Genomic DNA, 19,920 nt, shown 5'->3' with positions numbered 1-19,920 from the left:
ATAGCAATTATCGAGATTTTTTCTATTCTTGTGTTCGTGAGATTTCATAAATATAAAGACGCCAATACGCCAAATCTCCGTACCTTCGCAGCCAAAATGGGACAACTTTCCATTATAGGTTTCCATCTGCAATAGATAGCAAATAATAAACATAATAAAAATGGAACTACTTCACAACCTTTTCATGGGTTTCCCCAATCTTTGGGGCGGCGGTGTAGCTCACTCAGTAATGATTCTTTCGCTTGTAATATCCTTGGGATTATTATTGGGCAAGATCAAGGTCGCCAACATTTCTTTGGGGCTGACCTGGGTATTGTTTGTCGGAATTACCTTTGGTTATTTCTGTTTTAATCTTGATGAGCATCTGCTCCACTTCCTCAAGGAGTTTGGCTTGATTCTCTTCGTCTATTCTCTCGGCCTCCAGGTAGGTCCAAGTTTCTTCTCCTCGTTTGGCAAAGGTGGTCTCAGGCTCAATATGCTTGCCATATCGACCATCGCGATAAGCATTGTTGTCACCATCATTCTATTCTATACCACAGGCACTCCTATCACCACCATGGCAGGTATCTTGTCTGGTGCCGTGACCAATACGCCTGGACTGGGAGCTGCCCAGCAAGCCAATAGCGACCTCAATGGAATAGACGACCCCAGCATTGCCGCCAGCTATGCCGCTGCTTATCCTATCGGTGTTATCGGCGCCATACTTATCTTCCTTCTCTTGAAGTATATCCTTTGCATCCATACCGGTAAGGAAGAAGAGGCAGCCAAGCGAGGTCTCGGCGCTACTGAAGAACTGACCGTCCGTCCATTCTCCGTATGCGTGAAGAATGAGCAGATTGTCGGAAGAACCGTGCGCCAGATAGCTGAAATCTCGCAACGAGATTTTGTCATCTCTCGTATGCTTGTAGATGGAGCCGCCTCCCCCACCGATGTCATTAACGGCTCGACTGTGCTGAATCTCAATGACAAACTGCTCATTACAGCTGCCCCACGTGACATTGAAGCTATCATCGCCTGCCTTGGCGAGCCCACTACTGTAGACTGGGAGAAGTGTGACAAAGGCCACATCTCACGCCGTATTCTTATCACGCGTCCCGAAATCAATGGAAAGACATTGGCCCAACTCCGCATACGCTCTCTCTTTGGAGCCAACATCACCCATGTTTACCGTTCTGGTGTAGAACTCGTTGCCGCACCCCACCTCCAGCTTCAGATGGGCGACAAGGTCACCGTCGTAGGTAGCGAACTGGCCATCAGCCATACCGAGAAGCGTTTGGGCAATTCCATCAAGCGTCTCAACATCCCCAACCTCATTCCTATCTTCCTGGGTATTGCGCTCGGCTGTTTTGTTGCCAACATTCCCTTCTATCTCCCCGGAATCCAGGCTCCACTTAAGCTCGGACTGACTGGTGGCCCGTTGGTTGTAGCCATCCTTATCGGTTTCTTGGGTCCCAAATTCCACCTGATTACTTACAATACCATCTCTTCCAATCTGATGATACGAGAGATAGGATTGTGTATCTTCCTTGCCTGCGTAGGTTTGGGAACCGGCAAAGAGTTTATAGATACCGTCTTCAATGGCAACGGATTGGCCATGGTGGGTTATGGAGCCATCATCACGATGCTTCCACTCCTTATTGGCGGACTCATCGGCCGTTATGCCTTCCACCTCAACTACTACACCCTCATCGGAGTTCTGGCAGGCGCCAACACCAACCCCCCAGCCCTGCGTTATGCCAACGACCTCACCGCAAGTGATTCTCCTGCTGTAGCCTACTCCACGGTATATCCCTTTGCGATGTTCCTCCGCATTATCACCATTCAGATATTAATATTGACTTTAGGATAAAACTATATGCTGAAAATTATTGCCGTCGATGTGGCGCTATTGCTGATTATCGTTTATGGCGTCATTCAGTTTAGAAAAAATAAGAAAAACGACAGACATGGTTGAAACATCTTCACTTATCACCCATCCCGTAACGGATGACGAGCGTTTGGTTCACCACAAATTGGATTTGCTGTTACGTACCGGCTGTATTCTCGTTGAAAATGCAGCCGACACCAGCCGCATCATCCGCACGATGAAGCGAGTGGCTATGTATCTCTGCATCCCCATCGAGAATCTGCATATTTACGTCAATTACAATATGCTGATGGTCAACCTTAGTGATGTCGAAAAGTCTTACACCAAGTTCCAGCGAGTAGACAAGCATGGCGTCAATCTGGATGCCATCCGAGAGGTTAGCCATCTCTCCTGGGACTCTATTCGTAAGAACCTGACTTTGGAGGAATACGAGCGACAGCTTACAGAGATACACCAGCGCAAGCGCAATTACACCCCTTGGCAGGTAGCCATCGGAGGAGGACTGGCGTGCGGCGGCTTCTGCATCCAGTTTGGTTGCGACTGGACGGCATTCTTCTATGCCTCCATTGCAGCCATATTGGGCTTGCGTCTGCGTATGTTCCTCAATTCCAAGGGCTCCAATGGATATTTCAACATCGGCTTGGCAGCTTTTGTATCCACGCTGTTGGCATGGCTCTTCGCCTTGATTTCCACCCGGTCTGGCATTTCCTTCTTGGAGTCCTCCACCCCATGGCATCCGCTTTTGGCCTGCGCCTTGTTCATTGTTCCCGGCGTACCGCTCATCAATTTCGTAAGCGACATGCTTTCAGGCTTTACCCAGGTGGGTATCACCCGAGCCACCAACACGCTGCTTATGCTTTTTGCCATGGCTTTCGGCATAGCCTTTGCCATCCAGTTTTGTGGCATCGACAATTTTGTCCACGACTTGTCCATGATTCCCCATCACACCTATGATGAATACATGCTGGCTGCTGCTATCTCGGCTATCGGTTTCTCCATGATATTCAATGTACCTCGCCACATGATGCTCTTTGTAGCCCTTGGAGGTATAGTAGCTGTCTGCACCCGCAATTTTGTCAATCTTGGAGCCAGTTCAGGCAACGTCGGATTGGATATGGGCCTCATCGTAGGCTCCTTTGTCGGGTCTGCAGTGATTAGTATCATCTGCTGCTTCATGGTACGTCGCCTGCACACTCCCCACCAGTGCCTGAGCATACCCAGTGTCATACCTATGATTCCTGGAGTGCTGATGTACAGAGCCCTGTTTGCCTTCATCAATATGCATGGAGTTATAGGCGAAGTCACCGTGGCGATGAACAATGCCATCCACGCATCGCTGATTATCCTGTTTATCGCTATTGGTGTGGCCATACCCAATATATTCTTCAGACGGATGATTAATCCCAAGCGGGAGCAGAAGCTGATGGAGCTGCTGCTCATCCGCAAAAATCAGATGGCTGACAAATAAAAATGTCGGCCACCTGTGACAGGACGCCGACATTAATTCACTCCATATTATATCATTTGAGGGTGTATCAATTACATATTGATGCACCCTTTTTATCTATCCGGTATTTTTATAAACCAATGCTTTTCAGCAATTCGCCATTGAGATGGTGTATTTCGACCACTCCATCTTCGTAGATGGCGAATGTTGGCACGTTGCCTCCTTTGGGGAATGTGATAGAACCGGTATTGCAGAATACAGTGCCTTCTTCATTCTCCAGAGTCCACAGATGCGTATGCCCACTGAACACGACGTCATATTTGCCAGGCAACATGTTCTCCTTATTATATTTATGGCCATGGGTGAGCAGCAGCCTGCGCCCATTGTCGACCACCAGAGCATAATCTGCCATGATGGGGAAATCGAGCAGCATCTGGTCTACCTCCGAGTCACAGTTTCCACGTATGGCTACTATCTTGTCTGCCATTGCGTTCAGCGTCTCGGCTATAAGTTTTGGGTTCAACCCTTCGGGCAAACCATTGCGAGGACCGTAATTGAGGATATCGCCCAAGATGAGCAACATATCGCAACTTGCGGAATCATAATAAGACAAAACTTGTTGTAAAGTGGGAAAACAACCGTGGATATCGGAAACAATCAAATATTTCATTCTAATAAATATTTGGTAAAAGATGTGGGTGGTGATGGATTCGAACCACCGAAGGCGAAAGCCAGCAGATTTACAGTCTGCCCCATTTGGCCACTCTGGTAACCACCCTTGCTCAATTGCGAGTGCAAAGGTATACATTTTAGCCGACACTGCCAAAGGTTTGACCAACTTTTTTGCCACAAATATTGTCTGCGCGGTGGCTGGGATGATTAATCGGGTATGGCTCAAACTTTTTATTCCCCTTTATTTTGATATTACGGAAAAAACGCTTATCTTTGCAAGCGAAATTGCCGATATGGCTCAGTTGGTAGAGCAACGCATTCGTAATGCGTGGGTCCCGGGTTCGAGTCCCGGTATCGGCTCCATTTCAGGAGTAAGTATAAGCGGAATTAGCACATCGGTAGTGCACGGGCTTCCCAAGCCTGGGAGGCGGGTTCGATTCCCGTATTCCGCTCAAATATGTAGAGATGTTCTGTAATCATGATGATGCAGAGCATTTTTTGTTTATTTACACATCGTTTCATAGCATACAGCGACACATTTATGACAGATTCGTGGCAAAAGATGGTGAGCGGAGAGGTGTATGACGCTCTCGCCCCGGAACTCATCAACGAATTGAACAGGGTCAAGGACTTGGTATGGCAGTATAACCAAATCAGACCTTCCGATTATACAAACAAGGAAAAAGCCATCAGAGCCCTGCTCGGCAAGTGTGGTGTCAGGCCCATCGTCAACCAGCCCTTCTATTGCGATTATGGCCGCAATATCGAGGTGGGCGACTTCTTCTTTTCCAACTTCAACCTTACCATTCTCGACGAAGCCCCTGTCAAGATAGGCGACCATGTCTTCATCGGCCCCAATGTGAGCCTATACACGGCTTGCCACCCCACCAATCCCGAAGAGCGAAACAAAGGAGTGGAATGGGCGCGCCCCATCACCATCGGCAACTCGGTCTGGATAGGCGGTAGCGTGACTATTCTGCCTGGCGTCACCATTGGCGACAACTGCACCATAGGAGCCGGCTCGGTGGTTACCCATGACATTCCAGCCAACAGTATTGCCGTAGGCAACCCCTGCAAAGTCATCAAACATATAGACCGCACCTGACCATGCCTACTCTGCATATCGCCATCGTCGGCGGAGGCGCAGCCGGATTGTTTGCTGCCATTACCGCCAAGCACTATTATCCTGACACAGATGTCTGCATCTTTGAGAAGAACAACAAGCTGCTGGCCAAGGTGGCAATTACCGGTGGCGGAAGATGCAATCTTACCAATTCGTTTGCAGATATTGCCGACTTGAGCAATGCCTATCCACGCGGGCATAAGCTTATAAAGCGTTTGTTCAACACTTTCGATTACGATGATGTCTATCAGTGGTTTGAAGACCATGGCGTGCCCCTTGTAACACAAGAGGACAACTGCGTTTTTCCGCAGTCGCAAGACTCGCAGTCCATCATAGACTGCCTCATCTCTACCGCTCGACAGTTGGGAGTGAAGTTCAGACTCGGATGCACCATCACGAGCATAGAGCAAACGCCCGACGGGAAGCTGTGCATTACCTCTACATGCGGGCAGGCAGGCGCTACGCAGAAGCAACATTATGACCGCGTGGCTGTAACGACTGGCGGCTCACCTCAAATGAAGGGCTTGGAGTTTTTGTCACCGGTGGTACGTAAACTGGAATCGCCAGTAGCCTCGCTTTTCACGCTGACCATCAATGACCGCAGACTGCAGAGCATGATGGGAACCGTGGTCAATCCTGTCACAGTCTCTATTCCTTCCACCAAGTTCAAAGCCGAAGGACCGTTGCTTATCACCCATTGGGGCGTGAGCGGACCTGCCGTGCTGAAACTGTCATCCTATGCCGCCCGCTTTCTTCACGATGCCGATTATCACTCCACTTTGGCGGTCAACTGGATTAACCGCACGCATCATCCTGAGGTCGAGCAGGAGTTCTATATGTTTATAGCCAGCAACGCGAATAAGATGGCGGGCAATTTACACCCGTTCAACCTTACATCTCGGCTGTGGACATACATTCTGGAGAAGTGTGGATGCCCCGCCGACCGGCGTATGGGAGAACTGGGCAAGAAGATGATTAACAAGTTGATAGACACGCTTACCAATGACCAGTATGCCATCGCCGGCAAGGGCAAATTCAAGGACGAGTTTGTCACCTGTGGCGGCGTAGCCTTGGGCGAACTCAACCTCAATACCTTGGAGAGCAAGCACTGCACACACCTGTTTTTCGCAGGCGAAGTGACCGATGTCGATGGCATCACCGGAGGTTTTAACCTCCAGGCGGCATGGACCATGGGCTATGTTGTGGGCATGAATATCGGTAAGGCCTAAAACGAAACAGGGGATGCAGCTGTGAGCTGCATCCCCCATCTATTTTTGTTTCAGATTATCCGATTTTGATTTGACGTTCTACCTTGACATCTTCCTTGTTGAACTTGGGCAGAACTATTGTCAGTATGCCGTCTTCGACCTTGGCTGAAATCTTCTCACGGTCTACATCTTCGGGCAGGATGTAGGCTTGCTCGTAGTTGCCGTAAGAGAACTCGCGACGCAGGTAGTGCTCATTACGCTCTTCCTGCTTGTGCTCCATCTTGTTCTCGATGTTTACAACAAGATTGTTATCCTTGTTAAGGCTTATCCGGCAATATTCCTTCTTGATGCCCGGTGCGGCAATCTCCATAGTATATTCCAATGCATTGACCTTTACGTTTACAGCAGGCGCTGTAGTGTTGGTGCGCAGCATACCATTGTTGTCAAAGAACTCATCAAAAGCAGAGTCTAACCAGTTGTTACGTGTTGGGTACATCATAATATTTTCCTCCATTATTAGTTTATATTCATTTATAGTCATCCAGACGATTACCGTCTGTCACTATCATTTTTGCAAAAAACATTCCCACAGCTCTGCGACTGACAAAATGACGCATAATGCTGCCAAATCGGTCATTCAAAACCTAAAATGGCACATTTTGTCATGAAAAATATGGGAAATTATATGGATATTAGAAAATTAATGCGTACCTTTGCAGTCGCAAAAATGAGAATCAGATAAAGCGGGGTGTAGCGCAGCCCGGTAGCGCTCCTGGTTTGGGACCAGGTGGTCGCAGGTTCGAATCCTGTCGCCCCGACTATTATCTTCACTCATTTCCTTGTGCGGGGTGTAGCGCAGCCCGGTAGCGCTCCTGGTTTGGGACCAGGTGGTCGCAGGTTCGAATCCTGTCGCCCCGACCACAGCAAGCATCATACGAATACCGATGGGTTCAGTATGATGCTTTTTTCGTGTCTATACCTCTCGGCTCTATCGCCACGCCTATCAACACCACTCCCCCAACCTGCCCCGATATCCGTTGCCCCATCAGTCCAATTGATAACCAGCCCATATCCAAACCGTCCGCCATCATCTTTTTTCTGATTTCTGGGTTTGAAACAGTGGTTTCGTACTTTGCAATTATGATTTCAAAGTTTGAATTACCCATTTCGCGCTTTGCATCCATTTTATAGTTGGACTCGGTGTATATGGACTACAATGGTGTGAAACATGTGCCATGTCTAAAGATTATAGTGATGACTTAATCAGCGGGAAACGGTATGGAAAAACGTGTGACTCGTGTCGGGCTGCTGCCGACGATTAAGGTTATGGCTATGAAAAAAGCCCCAAGTTGTTACTTGGAGCCTTTATCATTTCCATCGCTTTGCGGAAGATGAGGGATTCAAACCCCCGATACCCGGAAAAGGGTATACCGGATTTCGAGTCCAGCGCATTCGGTCACTCTGCCAATCTTCCTTAACCGCTGCAAAAGTAATATTAATTTCGAATATAACCAAGGAATTGCTGGTATTTTTTTCATCTTTTGCAAAGATTGCTATATATGCAATTGGCACATCTTTTCTGGTCTTTTGTGGGTTCAAAGGGGATGTCGGCATCATAGATTTCACGCAGAGTCAGCCTGAGTCCGTCCATAAACTCATCCTCGTAATCTGTAGCCCTGACCATAAGTGAGTCACCCAGCTTGAGCGTGGGGTCGTACTGCTCGTCGCTCATGTTCTGGATGAACATAAGTGCCGGGCTGACTGCAAGCTCGCTTTGGTTGAGCTCCTGGCTGTGGCTCACAATCAACGCGTAGAGCAGAGCCTGCAGATAATAATTGGTGTGTTTGGCGTGGATGTCGGCATCGCTGAACAACTCGGCTATCTCCTCTACCTTCTTCCGGGCTGGCATTCCCGTCTTGTAATCGATAACGCGAATGCGCTGCTGCTGGTCATTATCTGTAATCTCGTCCAGACGGTCGATGAAGCCGAGTACCTTGATTTCGCGTTCGCCATCGGTAGAGTCGAATTTGACAGTTGTCTCGACCTTGTTCTCCAATCCCAAGATGCGGAACGGCGTAAGACGGCTGTCGATGTCGAGCATCTTGCGCAGATAGCTGATGACCACACCTCGGTTGATGAGTTGCAATCCGTTGTACTCGGGAGTATAAGAATTGTCTTTGACCTTGAAGAGTTCTTCCTTGAACGCCTGGTCTACAATCATCTCGATGACCTCCCGGTGATTGAGCAAGTCGTCGATGTCAGCCTGCTTTATCACCTCGCTCTTCTGCATGAGTCGCTGATAGATGAGTTCGGCACTGCGGTGGAAGATAAGACCGAAGACGCGGCTGTCCTTCATCTCTTCATCCGTCTCATCGGGTTCTTTCAACCCCTCGACTACATTGTAATAAAAGGTAAGCGGGCAATAAAAGTAACGGTTGATGGCTGTCGGCGAGAGCTGGGTCAACTGGTGGAGCTTGTTCATCAAATCGGGCGTCTTGATGACACTGCCAGACAGCGCCTGCTTGACCGACTGGTCTGGGGTGAGTATGCCGTGGTGTATGTCGTGGCCACTTTCGACCATCATCTGCAACATAAATCTGCTCATCTCTCCCGTCTGGCCGTCCTCCGTAGCCTTGTTGTAGGTCAAAGTGATATCCTGCGACCGCTGCAGAAGCCGGTAAAAGTAGTAGGCATAGATGGCAACCTTGTGGTCGATAGTAGTAAGCCCGTAGGCCTTGCGTATAGAATAGGGAATGAATGAAGAGTCGTTGACACCCTTAGGCATATTGTTGTCGGAGGCTGACAGCACGAGCAGGTGGTCGAAGTCCAGGTTTCTGGTTTCCAGCACGCCCATAATCTGAATGCCCTCTATCGGCTCGCCTCTGAACGGAATCGTCGTGCTCTGTATCAGTTGGGCTATCAGGCGTTCAAAGGTAATCTTGTCGACCTGCAGGTCGCCCGAGGCAATGAGTCCTTCGAGACGATTGATGATGGTGTACATGCGGAAGATGGACTCCTGGGTAAGCGGGTCGTTGACCTGGCTTGCCTTGCGGCCCACGTACTGAAGCATGGCTGTCAGCCATTGGGCAATGTTCTGGTTATGGCAGTCGCCCAGCGTGTCGATGTCGGTAAACAAAAGCTGCAATCCCTGATCGAGAGCCAGCTGGGAGCGCGTGGGGTAATAGCGGTTGAATTTCTGCAAATCCTTGTACAGGTCAAGACAACTGTCGGAAATGTATCGGCCATAAGGGTGCTTGAGTATCTTGGCTACATCGCGCAGACGATACTTGTCTGTGTTCTTGAGGTGCCCATAGGTCTGCAGGCGCAGCAGTATCTGGACAAACGAAGCCACCGGCGACTGTGACAGGGGATATCCGGTCGTGATGTTGATGCTCTTGACCTCTTCGGGCAGACAGTGCAGCACGGTCTGGAGCAGCGACTCGTCGCACAACACGATGGCGGTCTTGGCGCCGGCTTCGATACGATGGTTTTCCCTTATCCACTGACTGATATAGTGAGCCTGCGCACTCTCAGTCATGGATGAGATGTAGGTGATGTCCTTGGGCTTGCTGAAGTTGTTGTAATATGTGTCGTCATCTATACTCAGCTCGTTGGGGAACTGAGTCAGATAGCCGTTGATGTAATGCCCCGCCTCGTTGTTGGCGAGATAATAGTGGTCGAAATCCCAATAGAAGCATGCCTTACCCTGCGCTTTAAGCGTGAGGAAGAGCCGCTGCTCGACCTGTTGTAACATATTGAATCCCACGAACACATATTTGTCGAACTCATAGTCGACCTGGGCTTCCACCACACTGCGATACAGCGCGCCCTCGTAAGCCAACCCCTGCGCGGCGAGACGCTGGTTGAAGTCACGGTAAATTTCTTCGAGATTGCACCAAAGAGAAAGGAATCGCTCTTTGAGCTTGGAGAGATGGTTGTCGGCGAAATTGTGGAAGAAAGACTTGAGTATATTCTTCTGCTCTGGTGAGAGGTAGTCTATGTCGTCCAATTCGTGGATGTCTCTAAGGTTGGCAAAAACCTTATGGGCATCGGCCATGTTCTTGTCGATATCATCAAAGTCGGCAAGCAGCAATTGGCCCCATCCGTAGAAACGGTCGAGCGTCTCATCCTTACCGGTGATTTCCGTATAGGAACGATAGAGGTCGCAGACCAGCTTGATAGGGTCGGAAACCATCAACTCTGACTTCTCTCTGAACAAATCGCTGATGGTGGTATAGCATGGACTCCACAACGGACCGTCTGACAGCCGTGCCAGATATTCGTTCATAAAGAGCGAAGCACGCTTGTTAGGAAACACAACGGCTATTCGTGACAGGTTACTGCCATATTTCTGTAACAGGTCTTTGGCTACTGCTTCTAAAAAAGTGCTATTCATTTTACCTCTTCTATCTTATTACTGTACACAAACCACAAGTAGCCTTTCACACGGCTATGCCCCATCTCGCTGAGCAGACGCATATACTCTCTGACTTGGGTGTGGTATTCTTCTTTGGGGGTTCCGAATTTGAAGTCGATGACGATATATTCTTCGCCGTCGGTTATCACTCGGTCGGGACGCAACAGGCGCGATTTCTGCAGCTCTCTGTCGTAGAACAGCAGCGAACACTCGTTGAGCACGGTCCAACGGGGAGAGAACCATTCGCTCACCCGGTCGTCATCAAGTCGCTTGCGCAACATGCCGACGAGCTGTTCCCGCTTGACCTCGTTGTCGTAGAGGATGCCATCATTTTCCAGCTGCTGCAGGGCCTTGTCTATATCGGCCGACGTACGTATCGTCGAGAAGACCTTGTGCAGCACATTGCCCAACTTGATGTACTGATTATGATTGTCGCCCTCATTGTCGTGAGTGAATTCGATGCTCTGATTGCTCTGGCGGAAAGTCGCCACAGACTTGTAGGCCTTGATGACTGGCATATCCATAGGTTCGGAAGTCTTGCGGAATACATTGCGCTCCTCGGTAGGTTGCTGTGTACGAGTGGGCTTGCTTTGGGCTGCTGGAAATGTGCCGAACTCCAGATGGAGGGTATCGGTCTTGTCGTCAAGGTTGCCCGTATAAGTCGTGTTGAGGGCTTGGGCCAGGTCATCCCAAATGCCTTCGAGCAGGCCCGAACGCATAGCCTGCGTGCCGCGTTTGCCCAATATGTAGAGGCTGCTCTTGGCACGGGTGAAGGCAACATAGAGCAGGTTGAGATTGTCCACTACATTCTGCAGATGCTCATAATAATAGTCGGCTTCGTAAATAGAATTTACCATTCCTTTCTTGGAAAAATCTATAGGTACAAGCGGCATCCGGCTGAAGGGGTCTACCTTGGGCGTACACCATAAGGTAGAGTTGCTCTGTTCAAGTTTCCAATCACAGGCAGGAATGATAATATGGTCGTACTCCAATCCCTTGCTCTTATGGATGGTCAACAGTCTGATGCCATTGTCCATACTGCTCTGGATGGCTTTCTCGTGGAGCGTGTTGTCCCATTCGTTGAGGAAGTCGTCAATGTCGGACATGTTGTCTTTGAGATACTTGGCCAGCTGGTCGAAGAAGGCGAAGATATATGCGCTCTGGTTGCAGCAGATGTCTTCATCGAGCATGGCATAGATGGTCTGCACCATGTCGTAAAGCGGCATGGTAAGCAACTGTTCGCGTGTGCGTTCTACTGGAGCGAGTATTCCCACCTGCTTAAGATAAGCTCGGTCGATGCAACTCTCTGGATTGGAAACATAACGCAAAGCACTGATTAAGGTATTGACGGCAACGGAGGCGTCAAGGCGGAACGCTTCATCGGATATAAGCGGTACCGAGGGATAGTTCTCCCCGAAAAAGCGGGCTATCTCTTGAATGGTTGACTTGCTTCGACACAAGATAGCGATGCTACTGGGTGCATGACCTTGTTCCAAGATGGTCGTAATCATGCTATGGATTTTCTCCATGATTTGTTCTCCATACTCGGTGCTTGGCATCAGGGTCATCTCTACCCTACCTCTTTCCTGGGTGTTGTGAGGCTTCTGCTCGACATCTGCATAGGCTTGTATCAGTTGGTCTACCTCATTGCTCCCATCCAATGACCGGGCTTCGTACTGTGTGGCCAATGAGAAAAAGACATTGTTGAAAGTAATGATATTGTAGTCAGAACGGTAGTTGGTGACCAGAGATTTGACTGTGACGGACTGACTCTGGTCTGGAAATTCGCTTTCGATATTGTTGAGGAGCTTCCAGTCACCCGAGCGCCAGCGATAGATGCTTTGCTTGACGTCGCCGACAATGAGATTTTGTGTATCTTCATTGCTCATGCAGTCCATGAGCAGTATTTTGAAGTTCTTCCATTGTATGGTGCTCGTATCTTGGAACTCGTCTATCATGATATGCTTCAGTCTGGTGCCAATCTTTTCAAAGATAAATGGCGAATCGCAGTCCTGAATCATACCGTTGAGCAGATGCTGCGTGTCGCTCAACAGAAATCTGTTGGCGTCACTGTTCATCTCGCGAATGGTTTTCTCGATATTCTCCAACAGCCTTAACTGGTTAAGGTGGCGCAATGTAAGATTGGCAGAAACATACAGGCGCGATTGAACCTGACGCATACGCTCGGTCTCCTGAAGATAAGGCAGCAGCGTCTCGCACACCAGCTTGTACTTGGGATTGTCTGGAGTCCGCTCGGCTTTCTTTACCCATTTATCTGCATCTTCCATCGCGGCCTTGACGGTGTTGGTGAGGACATCAGCATCGCCATACTTGCCATTGCCCATCTTGATGAAATAGCTACACACTCCCTTGTTGCCATTGCTGAAGTCGGTGGTTTGGAGGCCGTTCTCTTCAAGCATGTCCATGAATGTGGCGGCATAGTGCTTGAAGTGGTCTTCTGCATGGTCACGCATTTCCTTCAGTATGCGCGTATAATCATCAAAGAAGTTATCCGTGGCGAGTGCTTCATTGAGTTTCTTGCTGTTGTCTCTATAGATATCGCGGAAAATATTCCTTCCAAAGCGTTTGATGAGATTGATGACATTCCAGCCCTTGTCCTCGGATATGTTCTCTTTGACGTATTGCATAATCCAGCCAAAGACCTTGTCGTGGACATTAAGCCCGTCTATCAGTTCGTCAACTGCCTGTTCTTCCACCTGCACGTCATTGAGTCCTATGTGCAGATTGGCTGTGAGGTCGAGTTCACTTGCCATATTGCGTAAGACGCTTTGGAAGAACTTGTCTATCGTCTCGACTCTGAAATAGTTGTAATTATGGAGCAGGAGTCTAAGCGCCTCTCCTGCCTGGGTAGCCACCATGACTGGGGCGAAGCCTGTAGACTGGACAATGTTGTCCATATAACTCTGGGCTTCAGGCAACTGCCTGGAAAGGCCATAAAGCATGCTAAGAATGCGCATCTTCATCTCTTCGGTGGCCTTGTTGGTAAATGTAACGGCAAGGATATTGTGAAAAGAAGATGGATCCTGGATGAGTAGCTTTATGTATTCTACGGTGAGAGTAAATGTTTTTCCCGAACCGGCGCTTGCTTTATAGACCGTAAGTGGGTTGATTGAGTTTACCATTGTCTGAATAATTCTAATCCGATTTTAATGCCAACACCATCAAAACGCCCATTGCGATGAGCCATGAAGACTCCGGTGGATACCCAACGGGTGGTAAATCCGTAGCCCACTTCCGTATAAGGATGCAGATGGGTCACAAAGAGCATGTTGGTATATATGCGTTCCTTCTCAATATATCTTCCAATCAAGGGAATGTGGCTCAAGGCGAGCAGCGGTGTCTCGTAAGTGGCGTTGGTACGAACATAATAGCGCGAAAGGTTATACCAATGGCTGGGAAGGAGCGTAAATTCACCGGTCCACTCATCATACCATCCGTCAGGGATATTGTTGTCTCTGAAATTGGAGTAGTCCAAGAAGTTCCTGGTACCGTCGATGAGTGTATAGAAACCACAACCTGCGCGGAAAGACAGGAACTTCAATCTATTGAAGGCCACTATTTGCTGTATGTCAAACTCCACACGCTCATAGGCAAGGTCTGCGTCCATAAAGCCGCGGATGCTGCGTTCGTATGCCACATTGACAGCTGGACCTCTCCACCCTGTAGGCCTCCAGATAATCTCGACCTTGGGCGCAACAGACGTATAAGACGTAGGGACATGCGCCTGCTGATAGGTGTGACGCTCTACCGCCGTACGTTTATGCCCCACCATTCCCACCTGCAATGTAATGTGACGCGACCAGTCATAGCTGCTCTCTAGGGTAAGGTGGAAGTCTCGAAAGTAATCAATACGCTCACCATTATAAGGTGTATTGCTTGGCAATGAAGCCAGCATCTCATCTTTCAGCATGCCGTTGCTTATCCAGTTGCCATTGCCCAACTGCAACTTTACATAGCCGTTATGCCGCTTGTCAAAATGGTATTCTATAGGTAATGTAAAATACAGCTGGCGCTGCTTGAAAGAATAGCCAGCCTTAAGTCTGGTGTAGAGATAGTGGTTCGTGGAGAAATTGTATAGGTTGCGGACGTCAAATTTATAATAATAACCCTTGCGGCCACTATATCCCATGTACAGCGGGTTGAACAGCGGGTTGATGTTTACCTGTCCCTGGTTGCCGTTGCCATAGTTGGAACTTATTTTGTTCAAGAGATTATCCCCCAGTACATCCCAGAAGAAACGCTTGGCCCAACTACGCTTGACGTTTTTTGCCTCAGTAGAGTCCTGAGCCAAGGCAGCATAATAGTTTGTATAGATGGCATTCTCTTCGGTTGTAAGCGTGTCATGTCTGATGCTATCCATCAACTGGCGCATGGTAAGCGAGCCAACCGAATCCGTATTGAGGGCAGGCATACCATAGATTGCAGTATTCTGCGCTTTAACGATATTGCCCATAAACTTAAACTTGGCATTGAGCTCACAGCGTTGGGGAATGACAGGTGACAGTTTGTCATCAGACATGACGAATTTGAGGGTGAAGTTAATCATGTCAAACTCTCCCGCGATTTTTCCCCATCTGATGCGACCTGTCTTTGATTCGACAATGACGCCTCCCGTAACCAGTTGAGTATTCTTTACCTTTGGATAGAACGTGATTTCGACTTGATTATCATGGAGTATCTTGAACTGGAACCTATAGTAAGCCCTGTTGTTGCGGTGAAAGGGCGAGAGCATGCTGTTGCCAAAGATAGTTTCTTCATAGAACTTGGGAGTCAAAAACTTCTGTAGGCGCGTCATGGTCTCCTTCTGTTGCGGTATAGTCGATGTATGCGCCAACCTTTCTATCGTATAGTCCTTGGTATTGTATAGATGACACACAGAAAAGTTCTCCTCAATGTAGTCGCGAGCCTTGCTATGGGCGATGCGATACATGGTGGGAATAGGGAAAAGGATGAGATTGCGGCGCACCACATTGATTTTGAGCTTGCGATAAGTATAAATATCCAGCCCATGAAAGACCGTCGTGTCAACACTATTAGGAAAGTCATATATACGGTTGAGCAGGCTGACATCAAATCTGCCCTCATCTTGTGCAATCGTATTCATAGACAGCAATACGAAGATCATGGTAATTGTCCACCTGGCTCTCTGCATCATAATGCAAATCTACACAAAAAACTTGGAATGACAGGGATGCCTGAACAAAAAAACGCACCTTGTATCAAACTTTAACAGTCGTGCAGAAAAAATCCCCATCTTTGGAAGATGGGGATAGAGGTCGTATATATATGTATATATAATAAAGGTGTATCAACCGAGATATTTCATCAAGATTTTGGCATTACCGCTGTCTCTTAGCTTGGTAATACTCTTCTCTCGAATCTGACGCACACGCTCACGGGTGAGCTTGAGTTCATCGCCAATTTCCTCGAGTCCCTTCTCGTGACATCCGATACCGAAGCAATATCTGATAATCTTGATTTCGCGTTCCTTGAGTACCTTGCTCAGCACCTGATTCAGCTCCTGAGCCATACTTTCATGGTCTACAACCTTGTCTGTACGGCTGTCGTCACCAGAGGCCATGACATCAAGCATACAGTTGTCCTCGCCGTCCTGGAACGGGGCGTCGATACTCAGGTGGTGACCATCTGCCATCATGCTTTGAGCAATCTTTTCGGGTTCAATATTAGTTGCATCAGCAAGCTCGGCTACCGAAGGCTGACGCTGGAACTCTTGCTCAAACTTGTTGATTTCATGGTTGATTTTATTGAGTGAACCAACCTGGTTGAGGGGAAGGCGCACAATGCGGCTCTGCTCGGCAATAGCCTGGAGAATGCTTTGGCGAATCCACCACACAGCATAAGATATGAACTTGAAGCCGCGGGTCTCGTCAAACTTCTGGGCTGCCTTAATAAGACCAATGTTACCCTCATCGATCAAGTCGGTGAGTGTAAGGCCTTGGTGTTGGTATTGTTTTGCAACCGACACTACGAATCGCAGATTAGCTGTTACCAATTTGTCCTTAGCACGTTCACCTTCGGGGCCACCCTTTTTAATCTTTTGGGCAAGCTCGATTTCCTCGTCAATGGATATCAATGGGGCACGACCGATCTCTACCAAATACTTGTCTAAGGCTTCGCTCGAACGATTGGTAATACTTTTTTGAATTTTTAATTGTCTCATCTTGTCTTATTAAACTTCCTAAACACTTGAAAGTCAACTTTTTCGTATCAGGACATACGTAAAGCGATGCAAAGGTACTGCTTTTTTCGCATATTATAAAGTTTTTTGCCCTCTTTTTTCTAAAAATCACGATTTTCGTTAAAGTCGCGGCATTTTCCATAATTGATAGGATGAGAGAAACTGATAACGGGGTTAGGTGATTGACGTCTGGGGGCGCCAAACCTTATTATATATTGGAGGCGTTTCTTTCGCATAGTAGCGAGACTGTCTGTGTGGTTCTTGAGATTTTTACTGTTAAAAAAATCGGTAAAACCTTGGCTGTAGTGTGAAAATTCACTAACTTTGGGCTATACTATAAAGATATAAACCATGACAGCGTATTTAGCATCCAATCTTTGGGCTATATGGACAGCCATTGCCATAATATGCCTGATTATCGAACTGGGGTCAGGAGACTTTTTCCTTACCTGTTTTGCCCTTGGCGCGTTCTGCTCCATGATAGTGTCATTTACCGAAGCCCCATTATGGACGCAGATACTTGTTTTTGCAATCTGTTCAGTACTGAGTATCATCTTCGTACGACCATCTCTTCTACGAAAACTTCATAACCGGCAAGAGCGATTGAGCAACTCCGACGCGCTTATAGGGCGCGAAGGCAGAGTGATAGAAGCCATCTGTCCCGGTGACTATGGCTATGTGAAGATAGACGGTGACGAATGGAAAGCGCAAAGCCCAGACGACACCACTATCGAGGTCGGCACCACAGTAAAGGTTATTGGCCGAGAAAGCATCATCATCAGCGTTGAGAGAGTTCAGACATCTACATACAACAACAACCAACCCCACGTAACATTATGGAAGGAATAACATTCATCACACTGGCGGCCCTGCTGGCCCTCGCCATCGTATTTGTCAAGATGGCTGTAGTAATCATCCCTCAGTCGGAAACCCGCATCATCGAGCGCCTCGGCAAGTACTACGCCACGCTGAAGCCCGGTGTCAACATCATCATCCCATTCATCGACCGCGCCAAGGTAGTTGTAACCCAGCAACGTGGTCATTATTTCTATTCGAGCGCGATAGACTTGCGTGAACAGGTGTACGATTTCGACAAGCAGAACGTGATTACCAAGGACAATATACAGATGCAAATCAATGCGCTGCTCTATTTCCAGATTGTTGACCCATTCAAGACTGTGTATGAGATTAACAATCTGCCAAACGCTATCGAGAAGCTCACCCAGACCACTCTGCGTAATATTATCGGAGAGATGGAACTTGACCAGACTCTCACCTCGCGTGACACTATCAACACCAAGTTGAGAGGTGTGCTCGACGATGCCACCAACAAGTGGGGTATCAAGGTAAATCGCGTAGAACTTCAGGACATCACGCCTCCCTCGAGCGTACTCCAGGCCATGGAGAAGCAGATGCAGGCAGAGCGCAACAAGCGAGCAGCCATCCTGACCAGCGAGGGAGACAAGCAGTCGCAGATTCTGCAGTCGGAAGGAGACAAGGCCGCGACCATTAATCGTGCCGAGGCAGACAAGCAGCAGGCTATACTCAGGGCCGAGGGTGAAGCTACCGCACGCATACGCAAGGCTGAAGCCGAGGCTATCGCTATAGCAAAAATCACTGAAGCAGTGGGCAAGAGTACCAATCCTGCCAACTATCTGCTTGCCCAGAAATACATACAGATGCTCAACGAGGTGGCTCAGGGCGACAAGACCAAGACCGTATTCTTGCCCTATGAAGCCACTAATCTGATGGGCTCTATAGGAGGAATTAAAGAACTATTTAAAGGAGAATAATTAGAAAATGAACATTTGCATAGTAGCAGGCGCCCGGCCTAACTTCATCAAGGTGGCGCCCATACTGCACGCTTGCCGCAATGCCCGCCAAAACGGTGCCGATATCGACATCAAGTTGGTCTACGCGGGCAGTGCAGACGACGCGACCCTCGAGCCTACCCTCTTTACTGATTTGCAGATTGCCCCTCCCGACAGCTATCTGGGAGTAGTAAGTGAAAACCTCAACGAAATCACCGGACAAGTGATGTCCAAGTTTGAAGATTATCTGCAACACCACAAGACCGATGCCGTTATCGTGGTAGACGACCTTGCCTCGACCATGGCAGCAGCCATAGTCACCAAGAAGCAGGGACTCATACTTGCACACCTGGCAGCGGGCACGAGAAGTTTTGACATCACCATGCCCAAAGAGATAAACCGTCTGGTCATAGACGGTCTATCCGACATCCTGTTTACGGCTGGAATCAGCAACAACGCAGTGGCCAACCGCGAGGGCGCAGAGCTGTCCAAAGTGTATATGGTAGGCAACATACTGATAGACAATATCCGCAACAACCACGCACGTTTTACCCGTCCGCCGATACTTGCAGAGCAAGGCATTAAGGATGGAGAGTACATTGTGTTCACCCTCAACCGCAAAGCCCTGATGGCCGCACGCGAAAATCTGCAACGTATGCTCGAAGCCATCATCACTGCGGCTGGCAACACACCTATAATTGCCCCCCTGCACACCAAGGCTGCCGACACCGTGACGCAGTTGTTGCCCAAGGATTCCACCCGCTTCCTGATAACTGCCCCCATGGGTTATCTCGACTTCAGCTATCTGGCCAGCCATGCCAAGGGTATCATTACCGACAGTGGCAATGTGGCTGAAGAAGCAACATTCAACATGGTGCCCTGTATCACCCTCAACAGCTATACCGAACATATAGAGACCGTGAAGACCGGTACCAATGTGCTGGTGGGAGAAGACGCCGAATTGTTGGCACAATACACTGCCGACATGACTGCCAGCAAATGGAAGCAGCACTCCATACCCGAGCGATGGGACGGAAGAAGTGCTGAGAGAATCCTGCAAACCCTGATGGCCCGTCAATAAAATACGGAGGATGCAAAATAAAAAAGTCTGAAACACGAATTATGTGTTTCAGACTTTTTTTTAGTTATTTCCTA

At 48.5% G+C, this 19,920-nt stretch carries 15 protein-coding genes and 6 tRNA genes; 11 read left to right on the top strand and 10 right to left on the bottom strand.

Annotation, left to right across the window (positions count from 1 at the left end; translation table 11 throughout):
- The first annotated feature begins 160 nt into the window (after positions 1-160).
- Complete coding sequence (locus CIK95_RS08805; protein WP_094421272.1) at positions 161-1,849, top strand: putative transporter; 1,689 nt, start codon at positions 161-163, stop codon at positions 1,847-1,849.
- 97 nt (positions 1,850-1,946) lie between these two features.
- A complete protein-coding gene (locus tag CIK95_RS08800) occupies positions 1,947-3,335 on the top strand; it encodes a threonine/serine exporter ThrE family protein (protein ID WP_094385430.1) in 1,389 nt (462 codons plus the stop codon).
- Between the two features lie 109 nt (positions 3,336-3,444).
- On the opposite strand, the gene yfcE is transcribed toward CIK95_RS08800, so the two are convergent.
- Together yfcE and CIK95_RS08790 are read right to left on the bottom strand one after the other, a co-directional pair.
- Positions 3,445-3,984: a phosphodiesterase gene (yfcE, locus tag CIK95_RS08795; protein WP_094421268.1), complete on the bottom strand. Its 540-nt coding sequence runs from the start codon at positions 3,982-3,984 to the stop codon at positions 3,445-3,447.
- 25 nt (positions 3,985-4,009) lie between these two features.
- Positions 4,010-4,092 (bottom strand) — tRNA-Tyr (locus CIK95_RS08790).
- Between the two features lie 181 nt (positions 4,093-4,273).
- Here CIK95_RS08790 and CIK95_RS08785 point away from each other — a divergent pair.
- From CIK95_RS08785 to CIK95_RS08770, 4 genes are all read left to right on the top strand, one after another.
- A tRNA-Thr gene (locus CIK95_RS08785) sits at positions 4,274-4,349 on the top strand.
- Positions 4,350-4,367: 18 nt separating this feature from the next.
- Positions 4,368-4,438, top strand: a tRNA-Gly gene (locus CIK95_RS08780).
- Positions 4,439-4,527: 89 nt separating this feature from the next.
- Positions 4,528-5,091 (top strand): sugar O-acetyltransferase, encoded by a 564-nt coding sequence (locus CIK95_RS08775; protein WP_094466816.1) that lies wholly within the window; start codon positions 4,528-4,530, stop codon positions 5,089-5,091.
- 2 nt (positions 5,092-5,093) lie between these two features.
- A complete protein-coding gene (locus CIK95_RS08770; RefSeq protein WP_094466815.1) occupies positions 5,094-6,338 on the top strand; it encodes an NAD(P)/FAD-dependent oxidoreductase in 1,245 nt (414 codons plus the stop codon).
- A gap of 55 nt (positions 6,339-6,393) precedes the next feature.
- Here CIK95_RS08770 and CIK95_RS08765 read toward each other — a convergent pair whose 3' ends face one another.
- A complete protein-coding gene (locus tag CIK95_RS08765; protein WP_094387448.1) occupies positions 6,394-6,816 on the bottom strand; it encodes an Hsp20/alpha crystallin family protein in 423 nt (140 codons plus the stop codon).
- A 245-nt stretch (positions 6,817-7,061) separates the two neighbouring features.
- On the opposite strand from CIK95_RS08765, the gene CIK95_RS08760 reads away from it, so the two are divergent.
- Positions 7,062-7,135: transfer RNA gene (locus CIK95_RS08760), tRNA-Pro, on the top strand.
- Between the two features lie 26 nt (positions 7,136-7,161).
- Positions 7,162-7,238 (top strand) — tRNA-Pro (locus CIK95_RS08755).
- A gap of 29 nt (positions 7,239-7,267) precedes the next feature.
- Here the strand turns inward: CIK95_RS08755 and CIK95_RS08750 are convergent.
- From CIK95_RS08750 to CIK95_RS13470, 7 genes are all read right to left on the bottom strand, one after another.
- On the bottom strand, positions 7,268-7,501 hold the full coding sequence (locus tag CIK95_RS08750) for a hypothetical protein (protein WP_094466814.1): 234 nt from the start codon (positions 7,499-7,501) through the stop codon (positions 7,268-7,270).
- A 201-nt stretch (positions 7,502-7,702) separates the two neighbouring features.
- A tRNA-Ser gene (locus CIK95_RS08745) sits at positions 7,703-7,791 on the bottom strand.
- A gap of 60 nt (positions 7,792-7,851) precedes the next feature.
- On the bottom strand, positions 7,852-10,713 hold the full coding sequence (locus tag CIK95_RS08740) for a PD-(D/E)XK nuclease family protein (protein WP_094466813.1): 2,862 nt from the start codon (positions 10,711-10,713) through the stop codon (positions 7,852-7,854).
- Positions 10,710-13,877: an exodeoxyribonuclease V subunit beta gene (locus CIK95_RS08735; RefSeq protein WP_094466812.1), complete on the bottom strand. Its 3,168-nt coding sequence runs from the start codon at positions 13,875-13,877 to the stop codon at positions 10,710-10,712. Before CIK95_RS08735 ends, CIK95_RS08740 begins: the two co-directional genes overlap by 4 nt.
- Positions 13,871-15,859: a DUF5686 family protein gene (locus tag CIK95_RS08730; RefSeq protein WP_144007789.1), complete on the bottom strand. Its 1,989-nt coding sequence runs from the start codon at positions 15,857-15,859 to the stop codon at positions 13,871-13,873. The genes CIK95_RS08735 and CIK95_RS08730 overlap by 7 nt, the downstream gene beginning before the upstream one ends.
- A 204-nt stretch (positions 15,860-16,063) precedes the next feature.
- On the bottom strand, positions 16,064-16,936 hold the full coding sequence (locus tag CIK95_RS08725) for an RNA polymerase sigma factor RpoD/SigA (RefSeq protein ID WP_022310969.1): 873 nt from the start codon (positions 16,934-16,936) through the stop codon (positions 16,064-16,066).
- Between the two features lie 347 nt (positions 16,937-17,283).
- Positions 17,284-17,508: a hypothetical protein gene (locus CIK95_RS13470; protein WP_254046005.1), complete on the bottom strand. Its 225-nt coding sequence runs from the start codon at positions 17,506-17,508 to the stop codon at positions 17,284-17,286.
- On the opposite strand from CIK95_RS13470, the gene CIK95_RS08720 reads away from it, so the two are divergent.
- Genes CIK95_RS08720 through CIK95_RS08710 form a run of 3 tightly spaced genes read left to right on the top strand, consistent with a single transcriptional unit; the run spans position 17,432 to position 19,846 of the window.
- Positions 17,432-17,803, top strand: coding sequence for an NfeD family protein (locus CIK95_RS08720; RefSeq protein ID WP_254045998.1), 372 nt, complete (start codon positions 17,432-17,434; stop codon positions 17,801-17,803). The genes CIK95_RS13470 and CIK95_RS08720 overlap by 77 nt on opposite strands.
- Positions 17,791-18,747: an SPFH domain-containing protein gene (locus CIK95_RS08715; protein ID WP_094466810.1), complete on the top strand. Its 957-nt coding sequence runs from the start codon at positions 17,791-17,793 to the stop codon at positions 18,745-18,747. The genes CIK95_RS08720 and CIK95_RS08715 overlap by 13 nt, the downstream gene beginning before the upstream one ends.
- Before the next feature lie 7 nt (positions 18,748-18,754).
- Positions 18,755-19,846, top strand: coding sequence for a UDP-N-acetyl glucosamine 2-epimerase (locus tag CIK95_RS08710; protein WP_094466809.1), 1,092 nt, complete (start codon positions 18,755-18,757; stop codon positions 19,844-19,846).
- Positions 19,847-19,920 lie beyond the last annotated feature (74 nt).

Source organism: Prevotella sp. P5-108 (assembly GCF_002251385.1).
GTDB lineage: Bacteria > Bacteroidota > Bacteroidia > Bacteroidales > Bacteroidaceae > Prevotella.
Note: the sequence above shows the minus strand (reverse complement) of the source record. Positions and strands in the feature narration are given on the sequence as shown.